Source organism: Pseudomonas sp. QE6 (genome assembly GCF_041379005.1).
In the GTDB taxonomy this organism is placed as follows: Bacteria; Pseudomonadota; Gammaproteobacteria; order Pseudomonadales; family Pseudomonadaceae; genus Pseudomonas.
Window position 1 is genome coordinate 2,081,343 of the sequence record NZ_CP166873.1, and the last position, 17,263, is coordinate 2,098,605.

Below are 17,263 nucleotides of genomic sequence, written 5' to 3' on the forward strand. Positions count from 1 at the left end.
CGCTGAGCTTCTACTCCACACCAAAGGAGCGAGCTGCGGCAGAGTCCGATGCCTCTCGGGCGATGCCTGGCGCAATGCCGGCTGCCCCAGAGTCGGCTCCGCTTGCAAGGACTGTCGTCGCCAGGCCAGCAGCCATCGTTGATGCCGAGAAAGTGCCGGTCAAGGCTCCAGAAGCACGTGCGACTGCCGCGAAGCCCGCTCTGGATCTGAGCCTGCCAGTGGGCATCGGCACCGGCTCCCTGTACGGCAATGGGAGCGCAGTCTCGGCCTCGGGCATGGGCCAGGCGGAGGCCTCGCTCGCCTACCTCCGCGAGATGGTGAATACCGCGCTGCGCATCAGCCCGGAGATGAAGCAGGCCGACGCCAACTGGCTGGCGGCCAAGGGCGATGTGGATCAGGCCAAGGGCGAGCGCTGGCCGCAGGTACAGATCAGCGCCAGTTCGAAGACGCTGCAGTCCAGCAGGAGCGACTACGGCAACGATGGCGGCACGACGGTGCAGATGGTGACGCCGGTCTATGACTTCGGGGCGATCCGCCACACCATCGACAGCCGCAGCAATACCGCGAATGCCCAGGAAGAGGCGAAGGGCCAGACGCAGGTGACGGTTGCCTACAATACCGCCTCGGCGGTTGTGGAACTGGCCCACCAGCAGGAGTCGCTGGAGATCAGCGAGCGTTATGTGGCGCGCATGCGTGAGCTGGTGGACATGCTGTCGAAGATCGCCGCCGTGGACCCCGGCCGTGGTAGCGAGGTGGTGCAGGCACGCTCGCGCCTGCTGCAGGCGGAAACCGCCCGCGACATGGTGCAGTCCAAGCTGCAGGAAACCAGGGTGACTCTGACCAAGCTGGTGGGCGAGGAGGTGACGGTGCCGGCGGGTGTGCAGTGGGACTGGTCGCCAATGCCGTTGGACCAGGCGCTGGAGCTGCTGCCCGAGCAGCCCGTGCTGCGTCAGGCACGTTGGGAGAAGGAGGCGGCGCTCGCCAATGCCGAGTCGGTGAAGTCGTCGCGCATGCCGAAGCTGAACTGGGTGGTGGGGCGCAGCACCGGCAACAGTATGATCGACAACAGCGAGCCCTGGTCGACTGGCCTTGCCGTGGAGTGGCAGGCGTTTTCCGGTGGTTCGGCGTCGGCGGCGCAGCGCGCGGCCTATGCCCGGGCGAGCGCGGCCGAGGAGAAGATGGAGGTGACCCGTCGCGAGTCGGAGTACCGCATCCGCAATCTGGTCGAGCAGCGCGACCTGTCGGCGGCGCGCGCTGATGACTACAAGGCGCTGCTGACGGAGTCCGACCGGGTTCGCAAGATGTTCTATGACCAGTGGTACCACTTGGGCAAGCGCACGCTGCTGGATGTACTGATCGCCGAGAACGAGTACTACACGCACCAGATCGCCGCGTCCGATACCTACTACAGCGCCAAGGTCGCCGACCTGCGCATCCGCGCGGAAACCAGCGGCCTGATGGCCTGGCTGGCGCCGGGCAGCGAGTCGACTATCCGTTGATCGTGCACTGTCCGCGTAACGACCGTCCCCGCCCAGTTCATCCCCTTTCCTCCCGGCATGTCCGCTTCGGTGGTCATGGAGGCTCGACTCATCCCCATTGTGGGGCGGACATGCCGAGGAGCGCCTGGATCGTCCAGTAGGGTCGTCACAACTTGAAGCAGTTTGCCCCTTGCAAATGGCGCTGTGCGTCGATGTGTCGCAGGGTGCAGGCAGTGCTTCGACGACTTTCGCGAAGGTTCTTGATCGCCATCATGGCAAGGTCTTTGCCAAGTGCTTCACAGGCCGGGTTCGCTTTCCTCGCAATGGCTTTGAAAGCCGCGTTTTTCATGGATCTGACACAATTTCGTGGCTCCCGCGGACAGGCCTTTGGCAGGCAGGCAATACCCTTTCCCAGTTTGCGTGAATTGCTCATTTTCTGAGCGATTCATGCCGCCACTGTTTCCCGCGTTGAGAAAATATCTTGTTAAAAATGAAAGGCCGGGGCCTTGAAAGGCATTTCTGAAATGCTTTGTAATACCCGCCGTCCATTTCCTACCCCCAAATCGCTGAGTCGCACTGACGCAGATCATGGCCAGTGTTCACCCTTTGGTGCAGCGGCATAACAACAGGGGGCTGCCATCGGTGGGCTCCTGTCATAAGACGAGTCGGGCAATCCGCTCGTGCATCCGGTGTGCGACGCGCGCGTTCTAACGAGCCGCCAGTCCAGACACCACACGCTGAATACTCACGGAACGAATCAGCTGACGAAATCGGTTTCGCATCGCGAAGACCGGGCGACCTCCCTTTGCCTGGAATCCTTGCGGCCGCGTTCGTGAATCCATGACAGCCCTGGCAGGCGGCTTGGAAAAGTCGCGGGTAACGAGTCGTCGTGCAAGGCGTGGCGAAGGCTCATGGGCGGTGAAGCGATTTTCATCCACTAAGGCCGCAAGATGAAAAAAGAGCAGTACACAGGAATTTTGAAGAGACTTGCGTGGCTGCCGATGCTGATGCTCGGTGGTTGCAACATGGCGCTGTTCGACCCGAAAGGGCAGGTTGGCGCCGACGAGAAGTCCCTGATCATCACGGCAACCCTGCTGATGCTGATCGTGGTGGTGCCGGTCATCCTGATGACCTTCGCGTTCGCCTGGAAATACCGGGCTTCGAACACCAAGGCCACCTACATGCCGGACTGGTCCCACTCGACCAGGATCGAGCTGGTGGTGTGGCTGGTTCCCTGCCTGATCATCGCCGTGCTCGGCTGGATCACCTGGGAGAGCACCCACAAGCTGGACCCGTACCGTCCGCTGGACTCCGAGGTCAAGCCGGTGACCATCCAGGCCATCTCGCTGGACTGGAAGTGGCTGTTCATCTACCCGGAACAGGGTATCGCCACCGTCAACGAAATCGCCTTCCCGAAAGACACCCCGGTGAACTTCCAGATCACCTCGGATTCGGTGATGAACTCCTTCTTCATCCCGCAGCTGGGTAGCCAGATCTACTCCATGGCCGGGATGATGACCAAGCTGCACCTGATCGCCAACGAAGAAGGCGTGTTCGACGGTATCTCCGCGAACTACAGCGGCGGCGGCTTCTCGGGCATGAAGTTCAAGGCCATCGCCACCTCCGAGCAGGGCTTCCAGGACTGGGTCGCGAAGGTCAAGGCCTCGCCCGCCACCCTGCAGATGGATCAGTACCCGGAGCTGGTGAAGCCGACCGAGAACGTTCCGGCGACCTACTTCTCCACCGTCAGCCCCGAACTGTTCCAGCACATCCTCACCAAGTACGAGCACGCCGGCCACGAGATGGCGAAAGCCGAACAGGCCAAGGGCGAGCACGCCGAAGGTGCGCATGACGAGACCGCCATGGCCGGTCACGACATGCAGGGCATGCACGACATGCAAATGAATCCGAGCCAGGAGTAACCACAGATGTTCGGGAAACTGACACTGTCGGCCGTGCCGTATCACGAGCCGATCATCATGATCACGCTGGCCGTCGTCGCCCTGGCGGGCCTCGGCGTGTTCGGCGCGATCACCTACTACCGCAAGTGGACCTACCTGTGGACCGAGTGGTTGACCTCGATCGACCACAAGAAGATCGGCGTGATGTACATCATCGTCGCCCTGATCATGCTCCTGCGCGGCTTCGCCGACGCCATCATGATGCGCGGCCAGCTCGCGCTGGCTGAAGGCGCCAACCACGGCTATCTGCCGCCGGAACACTACGACCAGATCTTCACCGCTCACGGCGTGATCATGATCATCTTCATGGCCATGCCCTTCATGACCGGCCTGATGAACCTGGCCGTGCCGCTGCAGATCGGCGCGCGCGACGTGGCGTTCCCCTTCCTGAACTCGCTGAGCTTCTGGCTGCTGGTCGTCAGCGCCATGCTGGTGAACGTCTCGCTGGGCCTGGGCGAATTCGCCCGTACCGGCTGGGTCGCCTACCCGCCGCTGTCCGGCCTGGCCTACAGCCCGGGCGTGGGGGTGGACTACTACATCTGGGCGCTACAGATATCGGGTATGGGTACCTTGCTCACGGGTATCAACTTCCTGGTGACCGTGTTCAAGATGCGTACCCCCGGCATGAAGCTGATGCAGATGCCGATCTTCACCTGGACCTGCACCTTCGCCAACATCCTGATCGTTGCGTCGTTCCCGATCCTGACCGCGGCCCTGGGTCTGCTGTCGCTGGACCGCTACTTCGACATGCACTTCTTCACCAACGAGCTGGGCGGCAACGCCATGATGTACATCAACCTCTTCTGGGCCTGGGGTCATCCTGAGGTGTACATCCTGATCCTGCCGGCCTTCGGTATCTTCTCCGAAGTCACCGCGACCTTCGCCGGCAAGCGCATGTTCGGCTACACCTCGATGGTGTGGGCGAGCGCCGCGATCACCTTCCTCGGCTTCACCGTGTGGCTGCACCACTTCTTCACCATGGGTTCGGGCGGCGACGTCAACGGCTTCTTCGGCGTTGCGACCATGCTGATCTCCATCCCGACCGGGGTGAAACTGTTCAACTGGCTGTTCACCATCTACCGTGGCCGCCTGCGCTTCAACACCCCGATCCTGTGGACCCTGGGCTTCATCGTCACCTTCACCATCGGTGGCATGACCGGCGTTCTGCTGGCCATCCCGGGTGCCGACTACCTGCTGCACAACAGCCTGTTCCTGATCGCCCACTTCCACAACACCATCATCGGTGGTGCGGTGTTCGGCTACCTGGCCGGCTTCGTCTTCTGGTTCCCGAAAGCCTTCGGCTTCACCCTGGACGAGAAGTGGGGCAAGCGTTCCTTCTGGTGCTGGCTGGTCGGCTTCTACATGGCCTTCATGCCGCTGTACATCCTCGGCTTCATGGGCATGACCCGTCGCCTGAACCACTACGACAACCCGATGTGGAAGCCATACCTGGTGGTGGCGTTCTTCGGCGCCGTGCTGATCTTCTTCGGCATCGCCTGCCAGCTGATCCAGCTGTTCGTCTCGATCAAGAACCGCAAGGCCCTGGCCGACGTGACCGGCGACCCGTGGGGCGGCCGTACCCTGGAGTGGTCCACTTCCTCGCCGCCGCCGTACTACAACTTCGCCGAGCTGCCGCACGTCAACGACGTCGATGCGTTCCACGACATGAAGCAGACCGGTACCGCGTACCGCAAGCTGCCGGCCTATGCCCCGATCCACATGCCGAAGAACACCGCCGCTGGTTTCTCCATCGCGCTGTTCGCCTTCATCTTCGGCTTCGCTGCCATCTGGCACATCTGGTGGCTGGTGGGTGTCGGCTTCGTCGGCATGATCGCTTCGGTCATCGTCCGCAGCTACGTCACCGACCTGGACTACTACGTCCAGCCGGATGAGATCGAGCGCATCGAAAACGCTCATTTCCAGAAACTCGCTACTGCGCAGGTATAAGCCATGTCGACGGCAGTACTGAACAAACACCTGGTCGATACGCACGAAGCGGCGCACGACCATGACCACGCCCACGACAGCGGCGGCATGACGGTCTTCGGCTTCTGGCTGTACCTGATGACCGACTGCATCCTGTTCGCGAGCGTCTTCGCCACCTACGCTGTGCTCGTCGGCCATACGGCCGGCGGCCCCAGCGGCAAGGACATCTTCGAACTGCCCTACGTGGCCGTCGAAACCGCGATCCTGTTGATCTCCTCCTGCACCTACGGCCTGGCCATGCTGGCCGCGCACAAGGGCGCCAAGGGCAAGGCCATCGCCTGGCTGGGCGTGACCTTCCTCTGCGGCGCCGCGTTCATCGGCATGGAGATCAACGAGTTCCACCACCTGATCGTCGAAGGCTTCGGCCCGAGCCGCAGCGCCTTCCTGTCGTCCTTCTTCACCCTGGTCGGCATGCACGGTCTGCACGTTTCGGCCGGCCTGCTGTGGATGCTGGTGCTGATGGCGCAGATCGCCACCCGTGGCCTGACCGCGCAGAACAATACCCGCATGATGTGCCTGAGCCTGTTCTGGCACTTCCTGGACATCGTCTGGATCTGCGTCTTCACCGTCGTCTACCTGATGGGGGCTCTGTAATGACCGCTGCTGCACATCACCACGACCACCATGGTGCCGGCCACGACAGCCACGGCGCCGGTCACGGCAGCCTGAAGGCCTACGCCATCGGCTTCGTGCTCTCGGTGATCCTGACCGCGATTCCGTTCTACATGGTCATGGATGGCGGCTTCTCCCGTCACGCCACCATCCTCACCATGGTCATCCTGGGCCTGGTTCAGGTCGTGGTGCACCTCGTGTGCTTCCTGCACATGAACATGTCCTCGGAAGGCCGCTGGAACGTCATGGCGTTCATCTTCACCGTCATCATCATCCTGCTGGTGGTCGGTCTGTCGCTGTGGATCATCTACACCGCCGACGCCCTGATGATGCCGATGCCCTGAGGGCCGATGCCGTGAAATTCAAGCGTTATCTGCTGGTGGCCAAGCCGGGCATCATCTTCGGCAACCTGATCGCGGTGGCGGGGGGATACTTCCTCGCCGCCCGCGGCAGCGTTGACCCGATGCTGCTGCTGGCCACCGTGATCGGCCTGTCCCTGGTCGTTGCCAGCGGTTGTGTATTCAACAACTGCATCGACCGCGACATCGATCGCTTCATGGAGCGTACCCGCAGCCGTGTCACCGTGACCGGGCAGATCTCGCTCACGGCCGCTCTGGCCCATGGCGTGGTGCTCGGTGTGGCGGGCTTCGGCCTGCTGGCGTGGAAAACCAACGTGCAGGCGACCCTGCTCGCCGCGTTCGGCTTCTTCGTCTACGTCGTGCTCTACAGCCTCTGGCTCAAGCGCGCTTCGGTCTACGGCACGCTGGTGGGCAGTCTCTCCGGAGCCATGCCGCCGGTGGTGGGATACTGCGCCGCCAGCGGTCACTTCGACATGGGCGCGGCGGTACTGCTGCTGATCTTCTGCCTCTGGCAGATGCCGCACAGCTATGCCATCGCGATCTTCCGCCTCAACGACTACCGCGCCGCCGGGATTCCCGTGCTGCCGGTGGAGCGGGGCATCGAAGCGACCAAGAAGCAGATCCTCTACTACGTGCTGGCCTTCGGCCTGGCGACCCTGCTGCTGACCGTGACCGGCTTCGCCGGCTACGGCTACCTGGTGGTGGCGCTGGCCGTCAGCGCCTGGTGGCTGTTCATCGCGGTGAAAGGCTTCAGTGCCGAAGACGACCGCCGCTGGGCCCGCCAGCTGTTCGCCTTCTCCATCATCGCGATCAGCGTGCTGAGCCTGATGATGTCCATCGACTTCCAGGCCATCCCGGCCCAGTCGATGCTGGCGGCGCTGTAAGGCTGCTCGGCTGCAACGAAAAAGCCGCCCTTCGGGGCGGCTTTTTTGTGCCTGGTATTCATCGGCGATGCGGCTTTGTGTAGGAGCGAGCTTGCTCGCGAATGCTCCTTGCCGGCAGCTCCAGGGCTAGGGCGGTTCGCGAGCAAGCTCGCTCCTACAAGGGGGCAATTCCCGCAGGAGCGGACTTAACCCGCCATTGCTACCCGATCAATGCAGCTTCAAGCGCGGCTCCGTGCTGCGCCCGATGCGATCCGCAATCATCAGCAGCGCTGTGCGGAATGGCCCATACAGCGCCATCTGGTGCATGCGGTACAGCGACACGTAGAACATCCGCGCCAGCCAGCCTTCCAGCTTCACGCTGCCCATCAGGTTACCCATCAGGTTGCCCACCGCGCTGAAACGCGACAGCGAGATCAGCGAGCCGTAGTCGGTGTAGCGGTACTCCGGCAGCGGCCTGCCTTCCAGCTTCGCGACCAGCCCCTTGGCCAGCAGCGAAGCCTGCTGGTGCGCCGCCTGGGCGCGCGGCGGCACGGTGCGTTCGCTGCCATCGCCCATCGGGCAGGCGGCGCAGTCACCGAAGGCGAAGATGTCGTCGTCGCGAGTGGTCTGCAGCGTCGGACGGACCACCAGCTGGTTGATGCGATTGGTCTCCAGGCCGTCGATGTCCTTGAGCAGGCTCGGCGCGCGGATGCCCGCCGCCCAGACCTTCAGGCTCGCCGGAATGAACTCGCCCACCGCCGTGCGAAGGCCTTCGGCCGTCACTTCCTGCACCGCCGAGCCGGTGAGCACGCGCACGCCGAGCTTCTCCAGCGTCTGGTGCACCGGGCGGCTGATGCGCTCGGGCAGCGCCGGCAGCACGCGCGGGCCGGCCTCGATCAGGGTGATGCGCATGTTCTGCGGCTGGATGCCGGTCAGGCCGTAGGCCGCCAGTTCCTGCGCGGCGTGGTGCAGTTCGGCGGACAGCTCGACCCCGGTGGCGCCAGCGCCCACGATGGCGACGCTGATCTGGTCGTCCTTGTCCTGCCCGGCGTGGGCGCGCAGGTAATGGGTCAGCAGCAACTTGTGGAAGCGCTCGGCCTGCTCGCGGGTATCCAGGAAGATGCAGTGATCCGCGGCGCCCTGGGTGCCGAAGTCATTGGTGGTGCTGCCGATGGCCAGGACCAGGCTGTCGTACTCCAGGCTGCGCGCCGGCACCAGTTCCGCGCCCTGCTCGTCGAGCGTGGCGGCGAGCTGGATGCGCTTGCCGGCACGGTCCAGGCCGGTGAGGCGGCCGAGCTGGAATTCGAAGTGGTTCCATTTCGCCTGGGCGACATAGTTCAGCTCATCCTCCGAGGAGTTGAGCGAGCCGGCGGCGACTTCGTGCAGCAGGGGTTTCCAGATGTGGGTGAGGTTGGCGTCGACGAGCGTAATGCGCGCCTTGCCCTTTTTACCCAGGGTGCGGCCGAGACGGGTCGCGAGCTCCAGCCCGCCGGCGCCGCCGCCGACGATCACGATACGATGGGACATGTTGCATTCTCATAGCTTAGGGAATCCTGTATCGGCCCGTGGCGGCGCGGCGCTCACGCAAGGTAGGCCAGGAGGCGGCTCAGCAAGCCCAGGGCGATGACCACTGCAAGCAAGGCCCCCATCATCAGCCAGGGCTTGAACGGCGCACGCCGGACCTGGTGGACGGGGGAGCTGAGGTACTGATCGACCTTCTGCTGGTCTTCGGGGCTCAAGCGACTGGGCATGGGCGGCCTCCGTTTGTAATGCCGAGCATTCTAGTAGGGCTCGGGCAGCCCCTCAATGCACAAAGGGGCGAGCGGGTGTGCCTCAAAGGCCCACGCCCATGTCGAAGAGCACGGTGCGGCCGAGGCTGCCGCGCAGAAAGTCCGGCGCGTCGGTATGGGCGAATAGCACGCGGGCGAAGGTGGGGCCGACGATCGACAGCGAACGCCAGCCCTGGCGCAGGTATTCCGTGGGCGGCGGAAAAGGGGTGTTGAAGTCCGCCGTCTCACGCTTGAGGCTGACGAAGGCGAGCAGGTCCAGGTCGCGCAGATCGATGCCACGTTCGCTGTAGTTGTGCGCTTTCTTACGCAGGGTCGGCGCCAGGCGGGCCTGCAGGTCCGCGCAGGGAATCCGCCGCGGGCGCTGCTCGCGGCGGATCAACTGGTTGATGCTCTGCGCCATGCGCCGGCGAAGCAGTTCTTCGCGCCATTCCTCGTTGAGCCGCCGGCCCTGGTCGAGTACGAAGAACACCTCGAAGCTGGCGTCGCGAAACAGCACGTCCGGCGGCTGCTGTGTCGGCGCGATGAAGTCTTCCTGGCGATAGGGAACCTTCAGGGCCTGCAGCAGGCGCTGGCAGGCCCAGCACTCCCGCTCCCACTTGCGGCCGTTGGAGAGGAAGTCATTGGCTTGTTCCGCCTGGCGGGTCAGCAGGCGCAGGTAGTCGGACTCATTCATGCCTTCAGCATAGTTGCTGTGCATCGCAGGAGCGTTGCTGAATCGATGGGGCGGCGGTGGAATGGACGCCCGGTGTAGACTGTCGCGAGCCATGACACCGAGGTCGCGATGCTGCTTCGCTCCGCCGTTCCCGACGATCACGCCGCCCTGCGCGCCCTGTGGCAGCGCACGCCGGGTATCCAGTTGCGCCGCGACGATGACTATGAGCCCTTTGTCCTCTACCTGCGACGCAACCCTGGCCTGAGCCTGGTGCTGGAAGAGGACGGCCAGGTGATCGGCAGCCTGCTGGCCGGTCATGACGGACGCCGGGGCTATCTCCAGCATCTGGCGGTCGATGAAGCTTTTCGTGGACGCGGGCTGGCGCGGGCGCTGCTCGACGAGGCGCTGGCCCGGCTGGCACGCGAAGGGATCGGCAAGTCCCACGTCTTCGTGCTCAGGGATGCGCCCGAGGCCCTAGCGTTCTGGGAGGCCCAGGCGGGGTGGGGGCGGCGCGAGGATCTACAGGTTTTTTCCGTGGGAGGTTGAGCGTGAAACGATTGCTGAGCGGACTGCTGTTCCTGCTGCTGTCGGGCGTTGTGCTGGCGCAGGAGGCGACTACGGCGAGCGGCTGGACCTTGCTGGACCAGTTCGACAAGCCCTATACGGCCAACGCCGAGCTGCGGGTGGTGCTGATCGCCCGTGACATGACCGGCAGCAAGCTGGTCAAGTCCGCACTCGAAGGCCGTCCCGCCGGCTATCTCGAGGCCCGGCATGTGGTGTTCGTCGCCGACATCAGCCGGATGCCCGGGCCGATCTCGGCGATGTTCGCCGTGCCCGCCATGCGCGATTACAGCTACCGCGTGCTGCTCGACCGTGATGCGCGCATCGCCAACCGCTTCGGTGCCCAGCCGGAGGGAGTGACCTGGCTGCAACTGGAGCAGGGCAGGGTGGTCGATACCCGTCGCTTCGATAATGCCGAGGCGCTGCGCCAGGCCGTGGAGCGCGGCACTCCGTGATTGCTGCGCAGCTGCTCTCCGAAGAGACCCTGGAGCTGGGCTGGGCCATCTATCTGCCCGTTCTGGCCTGGGCCGCCTGGCGCGCGCCCTGGCTGGAGCTGATCAGCGACTTCCGCCGCCAGCATCTGGTGTTCGGCACCATGCTCGGGCTGTTCCTGCTGTGGCTGGTACGCCGGGACTTCGCCTCGGGGGTGTCCTTCCACTTCATCGGCATGACCGCCGTGACCCTGTTGCTGGACTGGCCGCTGGCGATCGTCGTCGGGTTGGTGGCGCAGATCGGCCTGTGCGTGATCGATCGGCAGGACTGGGCCGCCATCGGCATCAACGGCATCCTGCTGGTGTCGATTCCGGTGCTGATCACCGAGCTTGCAGCCATCTTCGTCGAGCGCCGGCAGCCGCGGAACCTGTTCGTCTACATCTTCTGCTCGGGGTTCTTCCCCGCCGCACTGGCGGCCCTGTGCAGCCTGATGCTCGGCCTGGGGCTGTTGTGGATGGATGGCCTGTTCCCCATGCCGCCGTGGATCGAGGACTTCATCGGCTACCTCTGGCTGATCATGTTCCCGGAAGCCTTCATCAACGGCACCATCGTCACCGGTCTGGTGGTGTTCTATCCGGACTGGCTGGAGACCTTCAATCGCACGCGCTACCTGCAGGCGCCCTGGAAGGACGACGATGAGTCGCGATGATGTTCGGCCATCGACGAGGGGCATCGCCGCCGTCGGTTGATCCAGGTCAGTTCGGAAACGTCGTACGATCGGGGAAGCTTGGCCCCCATTCGCGAGGAGGTAGCCGATGAGCATTCATAGCTGGGCAGAGCAGCGTCTTCAGGAACTGCTGATCGAGGCGGAGGCCGCGGGGCAGGACCCGCAACTGGTGGTGCGTGCGCTGCTCAGCGCGGTGGTGCGGGCCAACGCGCAGGTGCGCACCGAAGAGGACCTGGGGCACGAGCTGCATTTCCTTGCTGACAATCTGGACGAGGAAAGGGACTACGCCTTCATGCGTCCCTGAACGAAAAAGCCCGCAGATGCGGGCTTTTTGCTTTCCTTGTAGGAGCGAGCTTGCTCGCGAACGCTTTTCCGGTGGCTTCGGCGCTCGGGCGGTTCGCGAGCAAGCTCGCTCCTACAGATCAAAAACTGGCAATTCATATTGTGCTGGGCGCGGAAACGAAAAGGCCCGCTGATGCGGGCCTTTTCATGGGGGCTCAGTGTCCGCGCGGCTTTTCCAGGTCGCCGGAGAACAGCTCGTCTTCCAGGTTGTCACCCGGAATGGCGTGCTCCTCGGCAGCCCAGGCGCCGAGGTCGATCAGCTTGCAGCGGTGCGAGCAGAAGGGGCGGAATTCGCTCTTTGCGCTCCACTCCACGGGGGCGCCGCAGGTGGGGCATTCCACGGTCATAGGTTGGCTCATGGTTGTCCTCCACGCAGGCCGAGATAGAACTGATGCAGGCGCTCGACCTGCTGGTGCAGGTGCGCGAGATCGCCGTCGTTGAGCAGCACGTCGTCCGCGTGCTTGAGTCGGTCTTCGCGCACGGCCTGAGCCTTGAGGATCGCGCGGACCTGTTCTTCGGACACCTTGTCCCGACGCATGGTGCGTTCCAGTTGCAGGTGTTCCGGGGTGTCCACCACCAGCACGCGCTGGGTCATGCGGTGCTGCCCGGACTCCACCAAGAGCGGCGAGACCAGGATGGCATAGGGTGATTCGGCGCGCGCCAGGTTCGCGGCGATTTCCTGGCCGATCAGCGGGTGCAGCAACTGCTCCAGCCAGCGCCGCTCTTCCTCCGACGTGAAAATGCGTTCGCGCAGGGCCGCGCGATTGAGCTGGCCGTCCGGCAGCAGCACCGCATCACCGAAGCGGTCGACGATCTTGGCCAGGGCAGGGCGACCGGGTTCGACCACCCAGCGCGCGGCATGATCGGCGTCCACCATGTGTACGCCCAGCGCGGCAAAGTGCTCGGCGGCGGCGCTCTTGCCGCTGCCGATACCGCCGGTCAGGCCTAGAATCCAGGGTTTCATGGCTCTCCTTCTTGCCGGTCCAGCGACCGTCAGAACGCGCCGAACGGACTCGGCGCGAGGGAAGGCTAGTGGAAACCGGCGAACTGCAGATAGGTCGCGGTTATTTGATCACCCCAGAGCAGCGCAATCCAGCCGGCAATGGCCAGATAGGGGCCGAAGGGGATCGGTGTACTGGTTTCGGCCTTGCGCAGGCGCAGGGTAATGATGCCCAGTACCGCGCCCACCAGGGACGACAGCAGGATAGTCAGCGGCAGCACCTGCCAACCGCCCCAGGCGCCGAGCATCGCCAGCAGCTTGAAGTCGCCGTAGCCCATGCCCTCCTTGCCGGTGAGCAGCTTGAACAGCCAGTACACCGACCACAGGCTCAGGTAGCCGAACACCGCACCCCAGAGTGCGCCGCCCAGATTGGTGAACAGCCCGAAGTAATTGACGATCAGCCCCAGCCAGAGCAGCGGCAGCACCAGCGCATCCGGCAGCAACTGATGATCGACATCAATCATGCTCATCGCCAGCAGGCCCCAGCCGAGCAGCAGCATGGCGCCGGCCTGCCAACCGAAGCCGTAGTGCCAGGCGATGAAGGCCGAGAGCGCGCCGCACGCCAGCTCGATCAGCGGGTAGCGCTTGCTGATCGGCGTCTTGCAGGACGAGCACTTGCCGCCCAGCGCCAGGTAGCTCACCACGGGAATGTTTTCCCAGGCCTTGATCTCGTGGCCGCAGTGCGGGCACTGGGAGTTCGGGAGAATCAGGTTGTAGGTGGGTTGCGGCTCGTCTGCAGGCAGCTCCAGCGCTTCGCGCGCCTCGCGCTGCCAGTCCCGCTGCATCATTCGCGGCAGGCGATGGATGACCACGTTGAGGAAGCTGCCGATCAGAAGCCCGAGGACGAGCGCGCATAAAACAAAGGCCAGCGGGGTGCTGGCCAGGAAGTTGAGGACTGGCATGTGGCTTATACGACGTTGCCCAGTTGGAAGATCGGCAGGTACATGGCGATGATCAGGCCGCCAACCAGGACGCCCAGGACGGCCATGATCATTGGCTCCATCAGTGTGGTGAGGTTATCGACGGCATTGTCGACCTCTTCCTCGTAATAGCTGGCGACCTTGTCGAGCATGGCGTCCAGCGAGCCGGATTCCTCGCCGATGGCGGCCATCTGGATGGCCATGCTCGGGAACACGCCGGTGGTGCGCATGGAGAAGTTCAATTGCGTACCGGAGGATACGTCCTGCTTGATCCTGGTCACCGCATTACGGAATACCACGTTGCCGGTGGCGCCGGATACCGAGTCCAGTGCCTCCACCAGGGGAACGCCTGCGGCGAAAGTGGTAGAGAGCGTGCGGGCATAACGGGCGACGGCTGATTTGTAGAGGATGTCGCCGACAATGGGGAGCTTTAGAATTGAGCGATCAATGAAGTCTCTGAACTTCTCCGAGCGCTTGTGGGCCTCTCGTAAGGCAAAGGATATGGCGAATATTGCTATCAGAAAGATGAACCACCATTGCTGCAGGGTTTCCGATAGGGAAATAACCATTAGCGTGAAAGCGGGAAGTTCTGCCCCGAAACTGGAGAAGACCGACTGGAATTGGGGCACGACTTTAATCAGAAGAATCGCGGAGACGATGATCGCAACGACAATGACTGCGATAGGGTAGGTCATTGCTTTCTTGATCTTGGCCTTGAGCGACTCGGTTTTTTCCTTGTAGGTGGCGACCCGGTCCAGCAAGGTCTCCAGTGCGCCGGATTGTTCGCCCGCATCCACCAGATTGCAGTACAGGTCATCGAAGTACATAGGCTTCTTGCGCAGCGAATTGGCGAGGCTGTTACCCGAGGCAACCTCCTGCTTGATCTCATCGACTAGCTTGCGCATGTTCGGGTTGTCGAAACCCTCGCCAATAATGTCAAAGGACTGCAGCAGCGGAACACCCGAGCCCATCATTGTTGCCATCTGTCGGGTGAACAGGGCGATGTCCATAGGCCGGATGGCCTTGCCCTTGCCGAACAGCGAGATGCCTTTCTTGCGGACCTTGGTGGGGTTGATACCTTGTTTGCGCAACTGGGCCTTGACCAGCGCCATACTAGTTCCAGATAGCTCCCCCTTGATCTTCCCGCCCTTGCGATCAGTGCCTTCGAAAGTAAAGACACTGGTCCTCAATGCTTTTTCCGCCATGGATTAATCCTTGGTCACGCGGTTGATTTCCTCGAGGCTGGTAATGCCCTGCATGGCTTTCAGCAGGCCCGAGGTGCGCAGATCGTTGAAGCCTTCTTTGCGGGCTTGTTCTGCGATCTGAATGGAATTGCCTTCTTCCATGATAATCCGCTGTAGCGCCGGCGTGATTTTAACCACTTCATAAATACCCACACGCCCCTTATAACCGTTCTTGCAGTTTTCGCAGCCGACCGGGGCGTAGAGCTTGAACGAGCCGACCCGGTCTTCCGGAAAGCCTTCGTGGATCAAGGTTTCGCGCGGTACGTCGTGTTCCTTCTTGCAGGTCGGACAGAGTTTGCGTGCCAGGCGCTGGGCAATGATCAGGTTAGTCGAAGTGGCGAGGTTGAAAGAGGCAACCCCCATGTTCAGCAGGCGCGTCAGAGTTTCCGCGGCGCTGTTGGTGTGCAGGGTGGACATCACCATGTGTCCGGTCTGCGCGGCCTTGATGGCGATTTCCGCCGTCTCCAGGTCGCGGATCTCGCCCACCATGATCACGTCCGGGTCCTGGCGCAGGAAGGCGCGCAGGGCCTGGGCGAAGTCCAGGCCCTGTTTCGGGTTGACGTTGACCTGATTGATGCCTTCCAGGTTGATCTCTACCGGGTCTTCGGCGGTGGAGATATTGATGTCCGGCGTATTGAGGATGTTCAGACCGGTATAGAGGGATACCGTCTTGCCCGAGCCGGTGGGGCCGGTCACCAGGATCATGCCTTGCGGCTGCTTCAGTGCTGCGAGATACAGTTGTTTCTGCTCCTCCTCGTAGCCCAGGGCGTCGATGCCCATCTGCGCGCTGGCCGAGTCGAGGATACGCATCACGATTTTCTCACCCCACAGCGTGGGCAGGGTGTTGACGCGGAAGTCGATGGACTTGCTCTTGGACACGCGCATCTTGATGCGGCCGTCCTGGGGTTTGCGGCGCTCGGAGATATCCAGGCCGGCCATCACCTTGAGGCGCGCCGAGATACGGCTGACCAGTTGGACTGGCGGCTTGGCCACCTCCTGGAGCATGCCATCGGTGCGGAAGCGAACCCTGTATATCTTTTCATAGGGCTCGAAGTGCAGGTCGGACGAGCCGCCCTTGATGGCATCCAGCAGCATCTTGTTCACGAAACGCACCACCGGGGCGTCGTCGGCGTCACCGCCGATGGCCTCCTCCTTGCGCTCGAGGTTGCCGTCTTCGATGTCAAGGCCTTCCAGATCGACATCGCCCAGGTCGTCCAGGCCGCCGGTCGCGCTCTCGAAGAACTTTTCGATGGCGTCGCCGAGCCGGTCATCCTCCACCAGAATGGCTTCGGTGGTCAGTCCTGTACTGAACTGGACGTCAGTGATCGCCTGGTGATTGGTCGGATCCGAAAGGCCGACGAAGAGCTTGTTGCCTCGCCTCCACAAGGGGAGGACGCGATGCTGGCGCACGAGCTTCTCACTGACCAGGTCCTTGGGGAAGCTCTCCCGGTCCAGACTGCCCAGATCACAGAAGGCGATGCCGAATTGCTCGGCGGCCAGTTCTGTCAGAGGGCGGCTTTTCACCAGCTTGTTCTGAACCAGATAGGTCACTAGCGACAGCTTGTTGCGTTGCGCTTGTAGTTGAGCCTGCCGCGCGCTGTTCTCATCGAGAAGTTGAGACAGCACTAACTGCCGGGCGAGGCCGGACAGGACGACTTGATCGTTCATGGGATGCAGCCGGATGAGGAGTTCGATGACCTATATAACGCAGTTGGGAAGAGGTGCCAAATTCAGCCGAGAGGTGCTGTCGAAATTTGTCACTTCCTGCTTAATTTCGCTGTTCATTATCTGAATTATCATACGGAAGCCGGTTTTTTGGTGTGAAAAATTTGGCATGGAATCTGCTTGCTTCTGAATAGGTCCTAGGACCGTACCTAAAAACCTGGAGAGAATTATGAGAGCTCAAAAAGGCTTTACGCTGATCGAACTGATGATCGTGGTAGCGATCATCGGCATCCTGGCCGCCATCGCTATTCCGGCTTACCAGGACTACACCATTCGTGCTCGTGTGACCGAAGGTCTGTCCCTGGCTTCCGCCGCCAAGACCACTGTTGCTGAAAACGCCGCTACCGGTACCTCCCCGCTGAGCCTGGGCTGGACTGCTCCGGCCACCACTGCGAACGTCAGCTCTGTCAGTGTAGATGGCGCCACCGGTGCTATCACTGTCGTGTACACCACTGCAGCAGGCAACGGCAAGATCGTCCTGAAGCCGAACTCCGCAGGTTCTGCACTGAGCGCCGGCACCGTTCCGAGCACTTCGATCTCCTGGGGCTGCAAGACCGCTGATGGCTCTGACCTGGACGACAAGTATCGCCCGGCTAACTGCCGCGGCTGAT

20 protein-coding genes are annotated in these 17,263 nt (G+C 62.7%); 11 read left to right on the plus strand and 9 right to left on the minus strand.

Annotation, left to right across the window (positions count from 1 at the left end; translation table 11 throughout):
* Positions 1-218: 218 nt before the first annotated feature.
* Positions 219-1,499 carry a TolC family protein gene (locus tag ACAW63_RS09570; protein WP_371233274.1) on the plus strand — a complete coding sequence of 427 codons (1,281 nt, stop codon included), beginning with the start codon at positions 219-221 and terminating at the stop codon, positions 1,497-1,499.
* A gap of 275 nt (positions 1,500-1,774) precedes the next feature.
* Here ACAW63_RS09570 and ACAW63_RS09575 read toward each other — a convergent pair whose 3' ends face one another.
* Positions 1,775-2,068: a hypothetical protein gene (locus tag ACAW63_RS09575; protein ID WP_371233275.1), complete on the minus strand. Its 294-nt coding sequence runs from the start codon at positions 2,066-2,068 to the stop codon at positions 1,775-1,777.
* 360 nt (positions 2,069-2,428) lie between these two features.
* On the opposite strand from ACAW63_RS09575, the gene cyoA reads away from it, so the two are divergent.
* From cyoA to cyoE, 5 genes are read left to right on the plus strand one after another with little or no spacing between them, the layout of a single operon-like run.
* Complete coding sequence (gene cyoA, locus ACAW63_RS09580) at positions 2,429-3,400, plus strand: ubiquinol oxidase subunit II (protein ID WP_371233276.1); 972 nt, start codon at positions 2,429-2,431, stop codon at positions 3,398-3,400.
* Positions 3,401-3,406: 6 nt separating this feature from the next.
* Positions 3,407-5,386, plus strand: a complete 1,980-nt coding sequence (gene cyoB, locus ACAW63_RS09585) for a cytochrome o ubiquinol oxidase subunit I (protein ID WP_371233278.1) — start codon at positions 3,407-3,409, stop codon at positions 5,384-5,386.
* Positions 5,387-5,389: 3 nt separating this feature from the next.
* Positions 5,390-6,019, plus strand: a complete 630-nt coding sequence (gene cyoC, locus ACAW63_RS09590; RefSeq protein WP_371233280.1) for a cytochrome o ubiquinol oxidase subunit III — start codon at positions 5,390-5,392, stop codon at positions 6,017-6,019.
* Positions 6,019-6,381, plus strand: a complete 363-nt coding sequence (gene cyoD, locus ACAW63_RS09595) for a cytochrome o ubiquinol oxidase subunit IV (RefSeq protein ID WP_343574961.1) — start codon at positions 6,019-6,021, stop codon at positions 6,379-6,381. The genes cyoC and cyoD overlap by 1 nt, the downstream gene beginning before the upstream one ends.
* 11 nt (positions 6,382-6,392) lie before the next feature.
* The gene (gene cyoE, locus ACAW63_RS09600) at positions 6,393-7,280 is read left to right on the plus strand and encodes a heme o synthase (protein WP_371233282.1); all 888 of its coding nucleotides are present in this window, start codon (positions 6,393-6,395) and stop codon (positions 7,278-7,280) included.
* 207 nt (positions 7,281-7,487) lie between these two features.
* Here cyoE and ACAW63_RS09605 read toward each other — a convergent pair whose 3' ends face one another.
* The 3 genes from ACAW63_RS09605 to ACAW63_RS09615 form a co-directional block, all read right to left on the minus strand.
* Positions 7,488-8,786, minus strand: coding sequence for an NAD(P)/FAD-dependent oxidoreductase (locus ACAW63_RS09605; protein WP_371233284.1), 1,299 nt, complete (start codon positions 8,784-8,786; stop codon positions 7,488-7,490).
* A 53-nt stretch (positions 8,787-8,839) separates the two neighbouring features.
* On the minus strand, positions 8,840-9,010 hold the full coding sequence (locus tag ACAW63_RS09610) for a DUF3094 family protein (protein ID WP_371233285.1): 171 nt from the start codon (positions 9,008-9,010) through the stop codon (positions 8,840-8,842).
* An 82-nt stretch (positions 9,011-9,092) separates the two neighbouring features.
* Positions 9,093-9,722: a DUF1780 domain-containing protein gene (locus ACAW63_RS09615; protein WP_343574954.1), complete on the minus strand. Its 630-nt coding sequence runs from the start codon at positions 9,720-9,722 to the stop codon at positions 9,093-9,095.
* 108 nt (positions 9,723-9,830) lie between these two features.
* On the opposite strand from ACAW63_RS09615, the gene ACAW63_RS09620 reads away from it, so the two are divergent.
* From ACAW63_RS09620 to ACAW63_RS09635, 4 genes are all read left to right on the plus strand, one after another.
* Entirely contained in the window at positions 9,831-10,247 is a 417-nt protein-coding gene (locus tag ACAW63_RS09620; RefSeq protein WP_371233287.1) for a GNAT family N-acetyltransferase, read from the plus strand.
* A 2-nt stretch (positions 10,248-10,249) separates the two neighbouring features.
* The gene (locus ACAW63_RS09625; RefSeq protein WP_371233288.1) at positions 10,250-10,717 is read left to right on the plus strand and encodes an FAD/FMN-containing dehydrogenase; all 468 of its coding nucleotides are present in this window, start codon (positions 10,250-10,252) and stop codon (positions 10,715-10,717) included.
* A complete protein-coding gene (locus ACAW63_RS09630) occupies positions 10,714-11,403 on the plus strand; it encodes an energy-coupling factor ABC transporter permease (protein ID WP_371233291.1) in 690 nt (229 codons plus the stop codon). The genes ACAW63_RS09625 and ACAW63_RS09630 overlap by 4 nt, the downstream gene beginning before the upstream one ends.
* 106 nt (positions 11,404-11,509) lie before the next feature.
* Entirely contained in the window at positions 11,510-11,725 is a 216-nt protein-coding gene (locus tag ACAW63_RS09635; RefSeq protein WP_371233292.1) for a hypothetical protein, read from the plus strand.
* A gap of 193 nt (positions 11,726-11,918) precedes the next feature.
* Here the strand turns inward: ACAW63_RS09635 and yacG are convergent, their stop codons facing one another.
* The 5 genes from yacG to pilB all read right to left on the minus strand — a co-directional run bounded on the left by yacG (position 11,919) and on the right by pilB (position 16,595).
* Positions 11,919-12,122, minus strand: a complete 204-nt coding sequence (gene yacG, locus ACAW63_RS09640) for a DNA gyrase inhibitor YacG (RefSeq protein ID WP_015475735.1) — start codon at positions 12,120-12,122, stop codon at positions 11,919-11,921.
* Positions 12,119-12,727: a dephospho-CoA kinase gene (gene coaE, locus ACAW63_RS09645; RefSeq protein ID WP_371233293.1), complete on the minus strand. Its 609-nt coding sequence runs from the start codon at positions 12,725-12,727 to the stop codon at positions 12,119-12,121. The genes yacG and coaE overlap by 4 nt, the downstream gene beginning before the upstream one ends.
* A 65-nt stretch (positions 12,728-12,792) precedes the next feature.
* A complete protein-coding gene (locus tag ACAW63_RS09650; RefSeq protein WP_371233294.1) occupies positions 12,793-13,665 on the minus strand; it encodes an A24 family peptidase in 873 nt (290 codons plus the stop codon).
* Positions 13,666-13,670: 5 nt separating this feature from the next.
* Positions 13,671-14,888: a type II secretion system F family protein gene (locus ACAW63_RS09655; RefSeq protein WP_371233295.1), complete on the minus strand. Its 1,218-nt coding sequence runs from the start codon at positions 14,886-14,888 to the stop codon at positions 13,671-13,673.
* A 3-nt stretch (positions 14,889-14,891) separates the two neighbouring features.
* Positions 14,892-16,595: a type IV-A pilus assembly ATPase PilB gene (gene pilB / locus ACAW63_RS09660; protein WP_371233296.1), complete on the minus strand. Its 1,704-nt coding sequence runs from the start codon at positions 16,593-16,595 to the stop codon at positions 14,892-14,894.
* Positions 16,596-16,821: 226 nt separating this feature from the next.
* On the opposite strand from pilB, the gene ACAW63_RS09665 reads away from it, so the two are divergent.
* Positions 16,822-17,262, plus strand: a complete 441-nt coding sequence (locus ACAW63_RS09665) for a pilin (RefSeq protein ID WP_371233297.1) — start codon at positions 16,822-16,824, stop codon at positions 17,260-17,262.
* Position 17,263: the final 1 nt, after the last annotated feature.